19 protein-coding genes and 3 tRNA genes are annotated in these 16416 nt (G+C 23.0%); 16 read left to right on the top strand and 6 right to left on the bottom strand.

Annotated features, from left to right (window positions below):
- Positions 1-3 precede the first annotated feature (3 nt).
- The 5 genes from atpE to atpG are packed head-to-tail and all read left to right on the top strand — an operon-like array spanning position 4 to position 3711.
- Complete coding sequence (atpE, locus tag CA211_RS00155; RefSeq protein WP_012221027.1) at positions 4-228, top strand: ATP synthase F0 subunit C; 225 nt, start codon at positions 4-6, stop codon at positions 226-228.
- A gap of 17 nt (positions 229-245) precedes the next feature.
- On the top strand, positions 246-740 hold the full coding sequence (gene atpF / locus CA211_RS00150; RefSeq protein WP_237985486.1) for a F0F1 ATP synthase subunit B: 495 nt from the start codon (positions 246-248) through the stop codon (positions 738-740).
- Positions 730-1305, top strand: a complete 576-nt coding sequence (locus tag CA211_RS00145) for a F0F1 ATP synthase subunit delta (protein WP_237985485.1) — start codon at positions 730-732, stop codon at positions 1303-1305. The genes atpF and CA211_RS00145 overlap by 11 nt, the downstream gene beginning before the upstream one ends.
- Positions 1283-2863: a F0F1 ATP synthase subunit alpha gene (gene atpA / locus CA211_RS00140; protein WP_094248484.1), complete on the top strand. Its 1581-nt coding sequence runs from the start codon at positions 1283-1285 to the stop codon at positions 2861-2863. The genes CA211_RS00145 and atpA overlap by 23 nt, the downstream gene beginning before the upstream one ends.
- A 5-nt stretch (positions 2864-2868) precedes the next feature.
- Entirely contained in the window at positions 2869-3711 is an 843-nt protein-coding gene (gene atpG / locus CA211_RS00135; protein ID WP_094248483.1) for an ATP synthase F1 subunit gamma, read from the top strand.
- 121 nt (positions 3712-3832) lie between these two features.
- On the opposite strand, the gene CA211_RS00130 is transcribed toward atpG, so the two are convergent.
- Both CA211_RS00130 and CA211_RS00125 read right to left on the bottom strand, forming a co-directional pair.
- Complete coding sequence (locus tag CA211_RS00130; RefSeq protein WP_094248482.1) at positions 3833-4399, bottom strand: 50S ribosomal protein L25; 567 nt, start codon at positions 4397-4399, stop codon at positions 3833-3835.
- Positions 4396-5307 (bottom strand): ribose-phosphate diphosphokinase, encoded by a 912-nt coding sequence (locus tag CA211_RS00125; protein ID WP_094248481.1) that lies wholly within the window; start codon positions 5305-5307, stop codon positions 4396-4398. Before CA211_RS00125 ends, CA211_RS00130 begins: the two co-directional genes overlap by 4 nt.
- Before the next feature lie 68 nt (positions 5308-5375).
- Between CA211_RS00125 and CA211_RS00120 the strand changes: the two genes are divergently transcribed.
- The 7 genes from CA211_RS00120 to CA211_RS00090 all read left to right on the top strand — a co-directional run bounded on the left by CA211_RS00120 (position 5376) and on the right by CA211_RS00090 (position 10529).
- Positions 5376-5446, top strand: a tRNA-Cys gene (locus CA211_RS00120).
- Positions 5447-5686: 240 nt separating this feature from the next.
- Positions 5687-5881, top strand: a complete 195-nt coding sequence (locus CA211_RS01210) for a hypothetical protein (RefSeq protein ID WP_192940296.1) — start codon at positions 5687-5689, stop codon at positions 5879-5881.
- Positions 5882-5944: 63 nt separating this feature from the next.
- Positions 5945-6370 carry an rRNA maturation RNase YbeY gene (gene ybeY / locus CA211_RS00110; RefSeq protein ID WP_094248480.1) on the top strand — a complete coding sequence of 142 codons (426 nt, stop codon included), beginning with the start codon at positions 5945-5947 and terminating at the stop codon, positions 6368-6370.
- On the top strand, positions 6360-8195 hold the full coding sequence (gene mnmG, locus CA211_RS00105; RefSeq protein WP_094248479.1) for a tRNA uridine-5-carboxymethylaminomethyl(34) synthesis enzyme MnmG: 1836 nt from the start codon (positions 6360-6362) through the stop codon (positions 8193-8195). Before ybeY ends, mnmG begins: the two co-directional genes overlap by 11 nt.
- Positions 8196-8200: 5 nt before the next feature.
- Positions 8201-9838: a glutamine--tRNA ligase gene (glnS, locus tag CA211_RS00100; protein ID WP_094248478.1), complete on the top strand. Its 1638-nt coding sequence runs from the start codon at positions 8201-8203 to the stop codon at positions 9836-9838.
- A 156-nt stretch (positions 9839-9994) separates the two neighbouring features.
- Positions 9995-10159 carry a hypothetical protein gene (locus tag CA211_RS01205; protein WP_192940295.1) on the top strand — a complete coding sequence of 55 codons (165 nt, stop codon included), beginning with the start codon at positions 9995-9997 and terminating at the stop codon, positions 10157-10159.
- 295 nt (positions 10160-10454) lie between these two features.
- Positions 10455-10529 (top strand) — tRNA-Asn (locus tag CA211_RS00090).
- 18 nt (positions 10530-10547) lie between these two features.
- On the opposite strand, the gene CA211_RS00085 is transcribed toward CA211_RS00090, so the two are convergent.
- Positions 10548-10621: transfer RNA gene (locus CA211_RS00085), tRNA-Met, on the bottom strand.
- A 40-nt stretch (positions 10622-10661) separates the two neighbouring features.
- Entirely contained in the window at positions 10662-11417 is a 756-nt protein-coding gene (gene rsmA / locus CA211_RS00080; RefSeq protein ID WP_094248476.1) for a 16S rRNA (adenine(1518)-N(6)/adenine(1519)-N(6))-dimethyltransferase RsmA, read from the bottom strand.
- 39 nt (positions 11418-11456) lie between these two features.
- On the opposite strand from rsmA, the gene atpD reads away from it, so the two are divergent.
- Genes atpD through fabF form a run of 4 tightly spaced genes read left to right on the top strand, consistent with a single transcriptional unit; the run spans position 11457 to position 14768 of the window.
- Positions 11457-12953 (top strand): F0F1 ATP synthase subunit beta, encoded by a 1497-nt coding sequence (atpD, locus tag CA211_RS00075; protein ID WP_094248642.1) that lies wholly within the window; start codon positions 11457-11459, stop codon positions 12951-12953.
- Positions 12953-13243 carry an ATP synthase F1 subunit epsilon gene (locus CA211_RS00070; RefSeq protein WP_094248475.1) on the top strand — a complete coding sequence of 97 codons (291 nt, stop codon included), beginning with the start codon at positions 12953-12955 and terminating at the stop codon, positions 13241-13243. Before atpD ends, CA211_RS00070 begins: the two co-directional genes overlap by 1 nt.
- Positions 13244-13264: 21 nt before the next feature.
- Positions 13265-13516, top strand: coding sequence for an acyl carrier protein (locus tag CA211_RS00065; protein ID WP_094248474.1), 252 nt, complete (start codon positions 13265-13267; stop codon positions 13514-13516).
- Positions 13517-13544: 28 nt separating this feature from the next.
- On the top strand, positions 13545-14768 hold the full coding sequence (gene fabF / locus CA211_RS00060; protein WP_394798002.1) for a beta-ketoacyl-ACP synthase II: 1224 nt from the start codon (positions 13545-13547) through the stop codon (positions 14766-14768).
- Here fabF and aroQ read toward each other — a convergent pair.
- Together aroQ and prfA are read right to left on the bottom strand one after the other, a co-directional pair.
- A complete protein-coding gene (aroQ, locus tag CA211_RS00055) occupies positions 14763-15191 on the bottom strand; it encodes a type II 3-dehydroquinate dehydratase (RefSeq protein WP_038471329.1) in 429 nt (142 codons plus the stop codon). The genes fabF and aroQ overlap by 6 nt on opposite strands.
- A 93-nt stretch (positions 15192-15284) precedes the next feature.
- Positions 15285-16355, bottom strand: a complete 1071-nt coding sequence (prfA, locus tag CA211_RS00050) for a peptide chain release factor 1 (RefSeq protein WP_094248472.1) — start codon at positions 16353-16355, stop codon at positions 15285-15287.
- Positions 16356-16416: the final 61 nt, after the last annotated feature.

The following is a 16416-nucleotide window of genomic DNA, read 5'->3' as shown; positions in this document are numbered from 1 at the left end:
AAAATGGAAATTCATTTATATGTAGGATTATCAGCTATAGGGGCAGGTATAGCAGTATTGGGAGCCGGATTAGGAATTGGAAAAATTGGTAGTTCTGCTCTGGAGGCAATAGCTAGACAACCAGAAGCTTCAAATAAAATACAAACTGCTATGATTATATCTGCTGCTCTTTTAGAAGGAGCATCTTTATTTGGAATAGTAACTGTTTTGTTAGCAGTATTAAAATAAAAAAAGAATAACAATTTATGGATTTAATGACGCCTTCTTTAGGTTTAATATTTTGGCAATCAGTAATCTTTTTAATATCATTTATTATTCTTAGCAAATTCGCATGGAATCCTATAAATAAATTGTTAGAAAAACGTGAAAAATATATTATTGATTCAATCAATAATGCAGAAAAAGCAAAAGAATCTCTAAAAAAGAGAAAACTTAAAAAAATAAATATTTTAAAAAAAACAGAAAAAATTAAAAATTTCATTATAAATGAAGCTTTAAAAAAAAAAGAACAAATAGAAAAAGAAGCTAAAAAAAAAGCAAAATTAGAAAGTTATTTAATAATAAATAAAACTAAATTATTAATTGAAAAGAAAAAAAAACTAGCAATAGAAAAGATAAAAAATGAAATATTAAATATGTCTATTATCATTTCAGAAAAAATTTTAAATAAAGAATTAGAAATTAATGAAACAAATCATAATGATTTTTTAAATAAAATTATTAATAATTATGAAGTTTAAAAGATATGCAAAAGGATTTTTTTTTTTAGTTTTTAATTCTAAAAAAGAAATTTTTCTAAAAAATGAAATAGAACAAATTTTTTTTCTTATAAGAAAGAATTATATCAAAAAAATTATTTTCAATACACATTTTTTTAAAAAAAAAGAAAAGATAATTTTTTTCAAAAGATTAATGATATCTAATTTTTTATTAAAATTAATTAAATTGTTAATTAATGATAATAGAGAATTATTATTTATATCTATTTGTTTAGAATATCTCAAAATTTTTAAAAAAAAATTATCTATAATAGATTTCTTTTTTTTATCTAAAAAACCTATTATTAAATATAATATAATTTTTCTTTTAAAGAAAATAGATAAAACTTATATTATTAATAATAATATAGATAATAATAATCTAGATAATAATAATATAGATAATAATAATCTAGATAATAATAATATAGATAATAATAATCTTATTGGTGGTTTACTCATAAAAGTAGAATATCAATATTGTAATTTTACAATTAATAATTTTTTAAAAAAAATAAAAAATTATGTTGGATCTAAAATATGCTGAGATCTCAGCTTTAATAAAAAAACAAATTTCAGACTTTCATTATAAAAATGAAATAATTGAATCAGGAATAATAATTAATATAGGAGATGGAGTAGCTAATGTCTATGGATTATTTAATGCAATATATGGAGAAATAGTTGAATTTGAAAATGGAGTAAAAGGAATTGTTCTTAATTTAGAAGAAGAAAATGTAGGAATTATATTAATTGGGTCATCGAAAGGAATAAAAGAAGGTGATCAAGTTATAAGAACAGGGATGATATCGTCTATAAATGTAGGAGAATGTCTGTTAGGTCGTGTTATAAACAGTTTAGGTGTTCCTATTGACGGAAAAGGCCCTATATCTGGAAATTTATTTCTAATGCCATTAGAAAGAAAAGCTCCTGGGGTAATTTATAGAGAACCAGTAATAGAACCTCTCCAAACTGGGATAAAATGTATAGATTCTATGATACCTATAGGTAGAGGGCAAAGAGAATTAATAATAGGAGATAGACAAACTGGAAAAACAACTCTAGCTATAGATACTATAATTAATCAAAAAAAATTTTATGATATGGGAAATCCCGTTTATTGTATTTATGTATCAATTGGTAAAAAAGCATCTACTATAGCTAGTATAGTAAAATTATTAGAAGAAAATGATGCTCTATCGTATACAGTTATATTAACAGCAAATGCTTCAGATTCTGCAGCTATGCAAGTGTTTGCTCCTTTTTCTGGAACTGCAATAGGCGAATTTTTTAGAGATACTGGACGTTCAGCTTTAATTATATATGATGATTTATCTAAACAAGCAGTAGCATATAGAGAAATATCTTTATTATTACGTAGACCACCTGGTAGAGAAGCATATCCAGGTGATATTTTTTACTTACATTCTCGTTTATTAGAACGTTCATCTAAAATAATAAGTGATAATAAAATTGCTTATAAAATGAATGATGTACCAAAAAGTATAGAAAAAAAAATTTTAGGGGGAGGTTCTTTAACTTCTTTACCAATAATAGAAACCCAATTTGGTGATGTATCCTCATACATTCCTACAAATGTTATATCTATAACAGATGGACAAATTTTTTTAGAAACAAATCTTTTTAATTCAGGAATCCGTCCTGCTATAAATGAAGGAATATCAGTCTCAAGAGTAGGTGCTTCAGCACAAATTAAATCAATGAAAAAAATATCAGGTACTTTTAAATTAGATCAAGCACAATTTAGAGAATTAGAATCTTTTTCTCAATTTGGTTCTGATTTAGATTCTACAACAAAAAATATTATTGAAAAAGGAAAAAGAAATATAGAAATATTAAAACAATCAATTAATTCTCCTTATAGATTAGGTTATCAAATAGCAATAATATATGCTGGGACAAATAATCTTCTTAAAGAAATACCTCTTAATAAAGTTAAATTTTTTGAAAAAAAATATTTAAATTATTTAAATGATAAATATTCATCTATTATAGATTTATTAGAAGAAGGTGAAATAAATGAAAATATATTTTCAATATTAAACAATGTTGCATTAAAAATCATTAATAAATTTTTTAAATAAAATTAATGTATAATTTAAAAGAAATAATAGGTAGAGTTAAGACTGTAAGTTCTATTGTAAAAATTACAAATGCCATGAAAATGGTTTCATCTGTAAAATTAAAAAAATATCAAGATAAAATATATAAATGTAAAATTTATAAAAAAAAAATAGAAGAAATATTTAGATTAATAAATAATTATCCTTATTATCCTTATAATCCTTATAATCCTTATAATCAGAAAAAACCTATATTATTAATAGTTATTACCTCAAATCGTGGACTTTGTGGATATTTTAATAATTTATTATTAAAAAAAACAGATCAATTAATTGAATCTTTTTTATGTAAAAAACAAATATATATATTATCTATTGGAAAAATAGGTAAGGATTTTTTAGAGAAAAAATATCCTATCTATTTATATAATAGTGATTTAATTGAAAAGATAAATTATATTAATTTATCTACTATAATAGATGATATTTATAAAAAATTTTTAAATGGTTATTTTAGTAATATAAAAATTATATATAATAGTTACAATTGTAACAAATTAATTTCAATTAAACAAATTTTACCATTTAAAATTGAAAATAATGAAAATAATGAAAATAATAAAAATAATTATATTTTTGAACCTTCTGAAGAAGAAATATTAAAATCTTTATTTCCGGAAATAATAAAAATTAATATATATAAATCTATATTAGAATCAATAACTTCAGAACATTTATCAAGAATGATAGCTATGCATAAAGCAAAAGATAATGGTATTAAAATAAATAATGAATTATTATTTATTTATAATAAATTAAGAAAAGAAAATATTACAAAAGAAATACTTGAAATAATTGGAGGTATATAAGGATAACCAGGAATAAATTTATAAAAAAAATAAAGAAGATTCTTTATGAATTGGGAATATTGCTTCAATATAAAAAATTACATGTTCTTGCTCCTATAATAATTTTTATTATATCTGCTTTTTAATCTCCTTCTTTTATAGAAGTTTTAGACGATTTTACTGATGCTATTACATCATTCCAATTATGAAGTATAATATACTTAGGATTATATATATTTTTTATAGATAAATTATCTCCTATATCTAAATTACTAATATCTAGATCCATCTGATATAATAGAAATTCAGGAATGACTTTTAAGTTTATTTTTTTTATAAAAATTTGATATTCACCTCCTTTAGAGACTCCTAAAGAATGGCCTACAGATATTATTGGTACTGAAATAATAATATATTTCTTTTTTTTTAATTCATAAAAATCTACATGTATGACATCATCATTTATTGGGTTAAATTGTATTTCTTTTAGAAGAGCTTCAATTTTATATTCATTTTTTATTTCTAAAATAACTTTATATACTTTAAAAGTATAAATAACTTTTTTTAGTATTGATAATAAAATATAAAATTTTCTATTTTTATTTAGACCATATACTATGCAAGGAATATAACCAGAATTTCTTAATTCACGATTATTTATCTTTTTTAAAAAATGTTTTTTTTTTCCTTGAAGGTTTACACAATTCATATTTTTGAGTTTTTATGCATAAATTGTGCTAAAAGTTTAGCACAATTTAAAATTGTTATTTTTTTTGAAAATTTTTTATAATTTAATTTAATTGTATTAGTAACTACAAGTTCTTGTAGAGAAGAATTTTCTATTTTCTCATATGCATACCCTGACAATATTGGATGAGTGGCAATTGCACGAATACTTTTAGCACCTTGTTCTTTCATAAGATTTGATGCTATTAAAATTGTGTCTGCTGTATCTACTAAATCATCTACAATAATTACATTTTTATTTTTTACATTTCCAATAAGATTCATTAAATCTATATTATTAGCTTTTTTTCTTTCTTTATAACATATTACTACATCAGCATTTAAATATCCAGCATAGCTTCTTGCACGTTTTACTCCTCCCAGATCTGGAGAAGCAATTGTTAAACAATCTAATTTCAATTGTTTGATATACTCTATAAATAAAGTAGAAGCATATAAATTTTCTAGAGGAATTTCAAAAAATCCTTGTATTTGATCAGCATGCAAATCCATTGTAATTACTCTTGTAGCTCCAGAAGCTGTAATTAGATTAGATACTAATTTTGCTCCAATAGGAACTCTGTTTTTTTCTTTTCTATCTTGTCTCCCCCACCCAAAATATGGTATAACCAATGTAATATTTCTTGCAAAAGAACGCTTTGCTGCATCGCACATAAGTAATAGTTCCATAAGATTATCAGCTGGAGGCATAGTAGATCCAATTAAAAATACACTAGCCCCTCTAACAGATTGTTCAAAAGATGGTTCATATTCTCCATCACTAAACTCCAAAAAATTGATTTTACCTAAAATATCACCATAATAATGAGCTATTTCTTTTGAAATGTGTAAACTTTTTCTGGTAGAAAATAAAATAGCTTTTTTATTCATATAAAAAAAATTAATTATATATAATTAAATATATTACTTTTTACAATTATACATTTATTTTACAAAAAGGCACTGTGGCCGAGTGGCAAGGCAGAGGTCTGCAAAACCTTTTACAGTGGTTCAAATCCACTCAGTGCCTCTGTCTAGTCTTACCTTGTAAGATTATAACAAATTCATTCTAGATATATATATTCTGTAACAGAATACCTATAATAGTTTGTTTTTCTATATTTCCTATATAATTTTTTATTATATATAAAGTATTTAAAATAGGACTTTCATAAATAATTATTGTTTTGATTTTTTTTTCTTTACCTTTTTTATGCGGTAAAAATCCAATAAATGGAAATTCATTTATCGAAAAACCTATTAATGCTGGGTGATTTCTACTGGAAGACAAGTTATATTATTTTTTATGCAATGTCTTACTAATAAAAAACCTGGATCAGATATAATAGGTGTACCAGCATCAGCAATTAAAGCTATATTATTATATGTTATGTTCAGTTATGTTCATTATATATATGATAATATATTATTTTTTATTTTAAAAAAATTTAATAAATTTTTATAATACGAACTGCTCTAAAAGTGAGATCTTCTAAATTACCTATAGGTGTAGGAACAAGATGGATTAATGATAAATTATTATTATGAAACAAAATTTCATTTATATAATGAATTTTATTTTTCAAAATGGATTTTTTTTGTTGTAAGTAAAGAAAATAAATTTATAAAAGAACTAAATTTTATTTTTTGTGATGATCAATATTTGATTAATATTAATAATAAATATCTTAATAAAAATTATTATACAGATGTTATAACTTTTGATAATTCTGAAGATAAAAATCTAGATGGAGATATATTTATTAGCATAAAAAGAATTAAATATAATTCTTTAAAATTGAAAAAATCATTTTATGATGAATTAAAACGTGTTATTATACATGCTGTATTACATTTAATAGGATATAAAGATAAAAAAGAAACTGAAAAATATATAATGTCTAAAAAAGAAGATATTTATTTATTTTTTTTAAAAAAAAAATATGTTTGTTAAACAATATGATGTAATTGTAGTAGGTGGTGGACATTCTGGATCAGAAGCAGCTTTAGCTGCTTCTAATCTAGGATCAAATACTTTATTAATTACAACAAATTTCTATAATATAGGACAAATGTCATGTAATCCAGCAATTGGAGGAATTGCAAAAGGGCAAATGATTAAAGAAATTGATGCATTAGGAGGTTATTCTGGAATAATAACCGATAAAAGTATGATTCAATTTAGAATGTTAAATAAATCTAAAGGGGCTGCAATGTGGAGTCCAAGAGCACAATGTGATAGACTAAAATTTTCTAAAGAATGGCGTTTAACTTTAGAAAAAAAAAAAAATTTAGATTTTTTTCAATCTACAGTTGTTGATTTAATTATAAAAAATTATAAAGTCATTGGAGTTAAAACAATTCTTGGGATTTATATTAAAAGTAAATCAGTAATTCTTACAAATGGAACATTTTTAAATGGTATTATTCATATAGGAGATAAAAAAAATAGTGGAGGAAGAATTTCAGAAAATTCAGTAAAAGGATTAACAGAAAAATTAAAAAAAATTGGATTTTTCTCAGGAAGAATGAAAACGGGAACCTCTCCTAGATTAGATAGCCGTTCTTTAGATTTTTCTAAAATGATTGAACAATTAGGAGATTTTCCAATAGAACCTTTTTCTTATTTAAGTAATTTAAATATTTTAAAACAAAAAAAATGTTATATTACACATACAAATTTAGAAACTCACAAATTATTAAGTAAAGAATTTAATAGATCTCCTATTTTTAATGGAAAAATTAAATGTGTAGGTCCTAGATATTGTCCTTCTATTGAAGAAAAGGTATATAGATTTTCTAATAAAGAAAATCATCAAATCTTTGTAGAACCAGAAGGGGTCAACACTATAGAAGTTTATATTAATGGATTTTCTACTTCTATGCCAGAAGAAGTTCAATATAAAGCATTATTAACAATTCCTGGTTTTGAAAACGCAAAAATGGTTAGGCCAGGATATGCTATAGAATATGATTATTTTCCTCCTACACAATTAAAAAATAATTTAGAAACAAAATTAATTGAAAATCTTTTTTTTGCTGGCCAAATAAATGGAACTACAGGATATGAAGAAGCAGCAGCACAAGGATTAATAGCAGGAATAAATGCTAATTTAAAAATTAATGAAAAAGATCCATTTATTCTTAAACGTAATGAAGCATATATAGGTGTACTTATTGATGATTTAATTTATAAAGGTACAGAAGAACCATATAGAATGTTCACTTCAAGAGCTGAATATAGAATATTATTAAGACAAGATAATGCTGATGAAAGATTAACCCCTATGGGGATTAATCTAGGATTAGTTAGTTATGATAGAATCAAAAAACTAAAAAATAAAAATAAAAATAAAAAACAATGTTTTTTATTTTTTAAAATTAATAAAGCAAATCATTTAATTTTAAAAGAAAATATTAAAATATGTGATTTATTATCTAGGCCAGAAATATCTATATATGATATAATTAAATTATCTTTAATAAAAAATTTTATAAAAAAAAATAATATAGATAAAAAAATTTTAGAACAAATATCTCTTTATATTAAATATAAAGGCTATCTTCTAAAAGAAGAAGAAAATGTAAAAAAAATGTATAGATTAGAATCTATACGTATACCAAATGATTTTGATTATAATCAAGTAAAATCAATATCAATAGAAGCTAGGGAAAAATTATTAAATTATAAACCAAATTCTATAGGAGAAGCATCTAGAATAAGTGGAGTATCTCCTTCAGATATAAGGATTTTAATTCTTTTTTTAATAAAAAAATAAATATTATGAAAATAAAAGATATTTTCGATAAAATTATAGAAAAAGATTTAGAGTCAGGATTTCCTAAAAAAAAATTAATTTTTAGATTTCCTCCAGAACCTAATGGTTATTTACATATTGGTCATGCTAAATCTATTTATTTAAATTTTAAATTAGCAGAAAAATATAAAGCTTCAGTAATATTAAGATTTGATGATACTAATCCAATAGAAGAAGAAAAAAAATTTATTAATTATATAAAAAAAGATATTTTTTGGTTAGGTTTTAAATGTAATAAAGTAACTTATGCTTCTAATTATTTTTATAAACTTTATGACTTAGCTAAAGTAATTATAGAAAAAGGAAAAGCTTATGTAGATGATCAAAAACAATATAAAATACAAGAACAAAGAAAAAATCCTTATGAAGATGGTATAGAGAGTCCCTATAGGAATAGATCTATAAAAGAAAATATTTTTTTATTTAAAAAAATGAAAAATGGATATTTTGATGACGGTGATTGTGTTTTACGTGCTAAAATAGATATGAAATCACCAAACATGAATCTTAGAGATCCTATAATGTATCGTATTATAAAAAAAAAATTACATTATAGAACAAAAAATAAATGGTGTATTTATCCTACTTATGATTGGACACATGGGCAATCAGATTATATAGAAAATATATCACATTCTTTATGTTCTTTTGAGTTTGAAAATCATAAACAATTATATAATTGGTATATTTATAATATAAAGAAAAAAAATAGTCTAACACCTAGACAATATGAATTTTCTAGATTAAATCTAAATTATAATGTTTTAAGTAAAAGAAAGTTACAAATTTTAGTAAAACAAAATCTTGTAACTGGATGGGATGATCAAAGAATGCCTACCCTATCAGGACTTAGAAGAAGAGGTTATACTCCAGAATCAATTAAATATTTTATTAAAAAAATTGGAATATCCAAACGATATAATCATATCGATATATCTATTCTAGAATTTAGTATTCGAAAACATTTAAATAAAATTTCATCTAGAGTAATGGTTGTAATAAATCCATTATTAATAATAATTGAAAATTATCCTACTTTTAAAGTAGAATGGTTAAATGCTGAAAATAATCCTGAAGACAGAAAAAAAACTTATAGAAAAATACCTTTTTCAAAATTTCTCTATATAGAGAGTGAAGATTTTATGGAAAAAAATAAAACAAATTTTTTCAGATTATCTTTAGGGAAAGAAGTACGTTTAAAAAATGCTTATATATTAAAAGCTAATAATATATCTCGTAATCTAGATGGTAGCATTAAAAGTGTATATTGTACTTATGATAAAAATAGTTTATCTAAAACTGGTTTATCAAGTAAAAGAAAAATAAAATCTACATTACATTGGGTATCTAAAATTCATGCTTTAAAAATTAAAATAAATATATTTGATAAAATCTTTATAGAAAAAATTCCTGAAAAATCTAAAAAATTTATTGATTTTCTCAATCATGATTCTTTAAAAACTAAAATGGCATATGCAGAACCTTCGTTAAAGACAGCTACTATTAAAGATAAATTTCAATTTCAACGTATTGGATATTTTTGTTTAGATAAAACAAGTAATAAAAAAACAATTATATTTAATAAAACAGTAAGTTTAAAATAAAAAAATATATGATAAAAAAATTAATTTTAGTGTATTTAATAATACAACTAGTTTTCCAACTAGTTATGTTATTTTTTAAAAATTACATTAACAATAATATCTATTTATTTGTATACATGTTATTAATATGTTTTTATATCTATGTTACTAAAATAGTTGTTTAATAAATATTCTTTTAATTATATAAAAAAAGATAATACTGAGATTTTTAAATCAAAATTAAGAGCTTATAAATCAGAAGGAGCTTTCAAATTATCAAATAATATACAAGATTTAGAATCTAATTTTGTTTCCTGGATCAGAAATAAATTTTTGGAGTAAAGAAAAACAAAAACAATTTTTAAGATTTTTATTAGAAATTTTTATAAAAGCTTTTATTTACAATGTTATAAAAGATATACATATACCTATTACTTATAATAGATTTAAGTGGTCTAATTTTTGTTTATATATAAACATAAAAAATCTATAAAAAATAAGCATGTAAATAAATAAAGCGATTTTCGATATTGAAAATCATGCTATTGTTAAAATAGTTTTTTTAGATTTTTCATTAAAAATAAATGAAATACTTTTAAAAAAATCTAAATTATATTTGTAATATAACAAATCAAATTCCTCAGTAGCTCAGTTTGGTTAGAGCACCTGACTGTTAATCAGGGTGTCGCTGGTTCGAATCCAGCTTGAGGAGCTTTAACCCCTCTACAAGTAGCGGGTACAGGATTCGAACCTGTGAACCTTCGGGTTATGAGCCCGACGAGCTACCAACTGCTCCACCCCGCAATTATAAATATACAATTTTGTTTTTAAAAAACAAAATTTTTTAAAAGCTAGCATATTTTGTAAGTAAAATAAAATCATTTACAGATAATTGTTCAACTCTTTTTTTCAAAAGAGGATTTTTATAAAACTCAGAAGATAACGATAATTTTTTTAATGAATTATATAATTTTTTTCTTCTATAAAGAAAAGCTGTTTTAACTATTTTAAGAAAAATATCTTCTTTAATAAGAAGATTATCTTTTCTTTTTAACATTCTTACAACTGCTGATTTTACCATAGGTTTGGGTATAAAAACAGTATTATTAACTGTAAATAAGTATTCTATTTTATAGAAGGCTTGCATTATTACAGATAATTTTCCATATGATTTATTCATATGTTTGGAAGTGATACGATCAGCAACTTCTTTTTGAAACATTCCTATACATTCTGGTATATATTCACGATATTTAATTATATTAAACAATATTTGTGATGATATCTTATATGGAAAATTTCCAATTAATGTAAAAGAATCTAAAAAAAAATCCTTTGGAGTCCAAATTAAAAAATTTTTATTAAAAATATTATTTTTTATAATAGGATATTTAATTTTAAGATATTCAACATATTTTTTATCTATTTCTAGAAGAAATAGATTTTTATTATTTAATAATAAATATTGTGTTAATATTCCCAGACCTGGACCAATTTCTACAATAGTTTTTGATTCTTTAAAAGAAATACTATTTACTATTTTTTTAGCAATATTTTTATCATGTAAAAAATATTGACATAATTTTTTATTAAAAAACATATATATTTTTTTTTATAATATTAATAAATGTTTAAAAAAATGATTAACAAAGTTAAAGGTCAAATTATACAGATTATAGGTCCAGTAATTGATGTTTTATTTGAAAATGTTTCATCATTACCTATGATATATGATTCTTTAGAAGTTTTTAATCCTAAAGGAAATAAAATTTTACTTGAGGTCCAACAGCATATTGGAGAATGTACGGTCCGTTGTATATCCATGGATCTAACTGATGGATTAAAAAGAGGACAAGATGTTTTTTCTCTAGGAACTCCTATTAGTATGCCAATAGGGGAAGAAATAAATGGAAGAGTATTTAATGTTGTAGGAAATACTATAGATGGTTTAGGTGACTTAAATAATTCTAAAAGAATTTCAATTCATAGAAATCCCCCAAAATTTGAAGATTTATCAACAAATATTGATATATTATATACAGGTATAAAGGTAATTGATTTAGTAGAACCTTATATAAAAGGTGGAAAAATAGGTTTATTTGGTGGTGCTGGTGTTGGAAAAACTGTCTTAATACAAGAGTTAATTAATAATATTGCTAAAGGATATGGAGGATTATCTGTTTTTGCAGGTGTAGGAGAAAGAACTAGGGAAGGAAATGATCTCTTAAGAGAAATGATTTCTTCTGGAATTATAAAATATGGTGATTCTTTTTTAGAAGATATGAAAAATGGAAAATGGGATATCTCTAAAGTTGATAAAAACAAATTAAAAAATTCTAAAGCAACATTTGTATTTGGCCAAATGAATGAGCCACCTGGTGCAAGAGCAAGAGTAGTATTATCTGGATTAACATTAGCTGAATATTATAGAGATAGTTTTATTTCTGGAAAAGGAAGAGATGTTCTATTTTTTATAGATAATATATTTCGTTTTACTCAAGCAGGATCTGAGTTATCTGCATTATTAGGTAGAATGCCTTCAGCAGTAGGTTATCAACCTACTTTAGCATCTGAAATGGGAACTATGCAAGAACGAATAACATCTACTAAAAATGGATCTATAACATCTATACAAGCAGTTTATATTCCTGCAGATGATTTGAGTGATCCAGCCCCAGCAACTACTTTTTCTCATTTAGATGCTACAACTGTTTTATCAAGAAAAATATCATCTTTAGGTATATATCCAGCTGTAGATCCATTATCTTCTACATCACGTATTTTATCTATAGAATTTATAGGTAATGATCATTATTTATGTGCACAACGTGTAAAACAAATCCTTCAGCGTTATCAAGAATTGCAAGATATAATCGCTATATTAGGAATAGAAGAATTATCTGAAGAAGATAAAATTATTGTTCATAGAGCTAGACGTGTACAAAGATTTTTATCTCAACCATTTAATGTTGCTGAACAATTTACAGGAATTACTGGAAAATTAGTAAATATAAAAGATACAATAGAAGGATTTAATCTTATTTTAGATGGTAAACTTGATAATATAGCAGAAGTTCATTTTAACTTAAAAGGAACAATAAGTGAAGTAATTGATTCTTCAAAAGAAAATATATAATGAAAATATTAATTTTAAAAAAAGAAAAAACTCTCTTTGATATAGAAGGATACGCCGTTTTTTTACCTTCTGAAAAAGGTCAATTTGAAATTTTAAATAATCATTGTTCAATTATATCAATGATATCATCTGGAATAATTAAAATTTATAGTAGTTTTTTTATTAAAAAGAAAATATATCATAATAATGAGATAAATATATCATATAATGATAATACAACAATTATAAAATTAAAAATTAATTATGGTTTTTTAAATTTTCAAAAAAATATATTAAATATAATAATATAGTTTTTATTAAAAATATAATTTATGAATGAAATTTTATCAAAAATCAAATCTATTATAATCGAAAAATTAGGGGTAGATGAAAAAAAAGTTATTCCTGAAGCTAGTTTTATAAATGATTTGGGGGCTGATTCATTAGATTCAATAGAACTAATTATGGAATTTGAAAAAGAATTTGATATCATTATATCTGATGATATAGCTGAAAAATTAATTACTGTCGATGATGCAAATAAATATATAAAAAAATATCTCGATTATAAAAAATCATATTAATTTGAATAAAAAAGTTGTTATAACTGGAATGGGGGCAATTACTCCTATTGGAAATAATATTAAAGAATATTGGTATTCATTAATAAATGGAATAAGTGGATCTACTCCTATTAGTTATTTTAATACTGAGTATTTTAAAACAAAATTTGCATGTCAAATTAAAAATTATGATCCTGATAATTTTTTTTCTATAAAAGAAAAAAAAAAATTAAATCCTTGTGCTCAATATGGATTAATAGCATGTGAAGAAGCTATATTTGATAGTGGATTAATTTTAAAAAAAGAAAAAAAAGATAGAATTGGAGTTGTTTGGGGATCTGGACTTGGAGGAATATCAAATTTTGAAAATGAAGTATTTAATTATGTAATTAATAAAACACGTTTTAATACTTTTTTTATACCTAAAATTTTAATAGATACTATTGGAGGCTTAATATCTATTAAATATGGAATATTGGGTCCTAATTATTCCACAGTTTCTTCTTGTGCTTCATCAGCTAATGCTATAATTGATGCATATTATTTAATATGTTTAGATAAAGCAGATATTATAATTACTGGAGGATCAGAGGCAGCTATAACACAAACTGTAATCGGTGGTTTTAATGCATTAAATGCTTTATCTACAAAAAATTTTAATTATAAAACTGCTTCTAGGCCATTTGAAAGAGATAGAGATGGATTTGTTTTAGGAGAAGGATCTGGATGTCTTATTCTTGAAGAATATAATCATGCAGTCTCTAGAGGAACTAAAATCTATGCTGAAATAGGTGGGGTTGGGATGTCTTCAGATGCATACCATATAACATCACCAGATCCAAATGGATTGGGAATAATTCAAGCTATGAATTTAGCAATAAAAAGTGCTAAAATTAGTAAATCTAAAATAGATTATATTAATACACATGGGACTTCTACTATAAGAGGAGATATTACTGAAATTAAAGCTATAAAAAAAGTTTTTGGAGAAAAAATATATAATATTAATATTAGTTCTACTAAATCTATGACAGGTCATTTACTTGGAGCGTCAGGTGTTATAGAATCAATAGCATCTATTTTAACTATGAATTATAATATAATTCCACCTACTATTAACCATAATAATTCTGATTATAGAATAGATATTAAAGTTAATTTAACTTTAAATAAAGCACAAAAAAAAAATGTTTTAATTAGCATATCTAATACATTTGGGTTCGGAGGTCATAATATATCTATTTTATATAAAAAAATATATGAAAATTTATAATTTTTTAATAAAACTAAAAATTCCTAATTTATAAGAATTTAATCCAAATCCAAATATACTGCCTTTGCAGACTTCTGTAATAAATGATTTATTTCTAATTTTTTCTCTAGAAAAAATATTTGTAATATGAACTTCAATTACAGGAGTGGATATAGATTTTATAGCATCTGCTATAGCTATAGAAGTATGAGTATATGCACCTGGATTAATTATAATGCCATGGTATTCAAAACCTATATTATGTAATATATCAATAATTTCACCTTCATGATTACTTTGATAAAAAAAAATCTTAGCAAGATTATTTATTTTTTTTTTAAATTTAAAAATAAATTCTTCAAATTTGGTTTTACCATATATTTCTGGTTCTCTTTTACCTAAAAGGTTTAAATTTGGGCCATTTATTATAGCTATTTTTTTCATATATTTTTAAATAATTTATTAAATAATTGTATTATCCAATATGGAATAATAAAAACACCAGATATTCTTAAAAAGAAGAGAAAACCTATAAATTTATGTAACATAATTATTTTCTTTTTCAAGAATTTTAAGAGCTGTTATCATTTCATTTATTTTTCCATTCATGAATTTATCTAAATAATAAATTGATTTATTAATACGATGATCTGTTACTCTACATTGGGGATAATTATATGTTCTTATTTTTGCAGACCTATCACCTGTAGATATAAGAGATTTTCTCTCTTTAGAAAGTTTTTCATTTTTTATTTTCAATTCTGATTGATAAATTCTAGCACGTAAAACTTTTATTGCTTTTTCATAATTCTTATGTTGTGAACGTTCTTCTTGACATTCTGCTATTATACCAGTAGGGATATGAGTTAAACGTATTGCAGATTCTGTTTTATTAACATGTTGACCTCCTGCTCCACTAGCTCTAAAAGTCTCTCTTTTTAGATCTGATAAAACTATATTAATATTATTGTTATAATCTTCTTCTGGAAGAATTGCTACTGTTATTGCAGATGTATGTAATCTACCTTGTGATTCAGTATAGGGAACTCTTTGTACCCTATGTACACCTGATTCGAATTTTAATGTTCCATATACATTTTTTCCTTGTATTTCTATAATTATTTCTTTATAACCTTTTATTGTACCTTGCTGCATATTTAAGATTTCATATTTCCAACATAATTCTTTAAAATACATAGTATACATTCGAAATATATTTTCTACAAAAATACATGCTTCATCTCCTCCTGTTCCTGCCCTTAATTCCATAAGAACATTATTATGATTCGTATTATTATTCTTCTTTAAGAGATATTCTATCTTATTTAGAAGAAATTCTAATTCTAATAGATTTTTTTTTGTTTCAAAAATTGCAAATTCTAATAATTCGGAATCTAATTTAATTAAAGATTCTATTTCTTTTAAATATTTTTTTTTTTCTTTATAACTATTATAATAGTTAATTATTTTATAAATAATTTTATATTCCTTAGAAAGTTTAACAGATTTATCATGTCTCATTTCAGGTTTTCTAATTAAAAACGATAGTTCAGAAAATCTTTTTTTTAAAACTTCTATTTTTTTTAATAAAAATTTATCAATAATCATTTTTAATTGAAATTAATATTATCTTTTTAAATACAAACAAAAATATTTAATAAATTATTTT

It is taken from the genome of Candidatus Karelsulcia muelleri (assembly GCF_002243425.1).
GTDB lineage: Bacteria > Bacteroidota > Bacteroidia > Flavobacteriales > Blattabacteriaceae > Karelsulcia > Karelsulcia muelleri_E.
The sequence above is the reverse complement of the archived record's forward strand: the minus strand, read 5'-3'. Positions and strand labels throughout refer to the sequence as shown.

What these genes read in the sequence shown, in the direction of transcription:
- prfA (WP_094248472.1), bottom strand. Translation starts at nt 16,355, where the DNA reads ATGATTATTGATAAATTTTTATTAAAAAAAATAGAAGTTTTAAAAAAA.
- rsmA (WP_094248476.1), bottom strand. Translation starts at nt 11,417, where the DNA reads ATGTTTTTTAATAAAAAATTATGTCAATATTTTTTACATGATAAAAAT.
- CA211_RS00130 (WP_094248482.1), bottom strand. Translation starts at nt 4,399, where the DNA reads ATGAATTGTGTAAACCTTCAAGGAAAAAAAAAACATTTTTTAAAAAAG.
- aroQ (WP_038471329.1), bottom strand. Translation starts at nt 15,191, where the DNA reads ATGAAAAAAATAGCTATAATAAATGGCCCAAATTTAAACCTTTTAGGT.
- ybeY (WP_094248480.1), top strand. Translation starts at nt 5,945, where the DNA reads ATGATAAATTATTATTATGAAACAAAATTTCATTTATATAATGAATTT.
- CA211_RS00070 (WP_094248475.1), top strand. Translation starts at nt 12,953, where the DNA reads ATGAAAATATTAATTTTAAAAAAAGAAAAAACTCTCTTTGATATAGAA.
- atpE (WP_012221027.1), top strand. Translation starts at nt 4, where the DNA reads ATGGAAATTCATTTATATGTAGGATTATCAGCTATAGGGGCAGGTATA.
- mnmG (WP_094248479.1), top strand. Translation starts at nt 6,360, where the DNA reads ATGTTTGTTAAACAATATGATGTAATTGTAGTAGGTGGTGGACATTCT.
- CA211_RS00065 (WP_094248474.1), top strand. Translation starts at nt 13,265, where the DNA reads ATGAATGAAATTTTATCAAAAATCAAATCTATTATAATCGAAAAATTA.
- atpG (WP_094248483.1), top strand. Translation starts at nt 2,869, where the DNA reads ATGTATAATTTAAAAGAAATAATAGGTAGAGTTAAGACTGTAAGTTCT.
- atpA (WP_094248484.1), top strand. Translation starts at nt 1,283, where the DNA reads ATGTTGGATCTAAAATATGCTGAGATCTCAGCTTTAATAAAAAAACAA.
- fabF (WP_394798002.1), top strand. Translation starts at nt 13,545, where the DNA reads ATGGGGGCAATTACTCCTATTGGAAATAATATTAAAGAATATTGGTAT.
- glnS (WP_094248478.1), top strand. Translation starts at nt 8,201, where the DNA reads ATGAAAATAAAAGATATTTTCGATAAAATTATAGAAAAAGATTTAGAG.
- CA211_RS00145 (WP_237985485.1), top strand. Translation starts at nt 730, where the DNA reads ATGAAGTTTAAAAGATATGCAAAAGGATTTTTTTTTTTAGTTTTTAAT.
- atpD (WP_094248642.1), top strand. Translation starts at nt 11,457, where the DNA reads ATGATTAACAAAGTTAAAGGTCAAATTATACAGATTATAGGTCCAGTA.
- CA211_RS00125 (WP_094248481.1), bottom strand. Translation starts at nt 5,307, where the DNA reads ATGAATAAAAAAGCTATTTTATTTTCTACCAGAAAAAGTTTACACATT.
- atpF (WP_237985486.1), top strand. Translation starts at nt 246, where the DNA reads ATGGATTTAATGACGCCTTCTTTAGGTTTAATATTTTGGCAATCAGTA.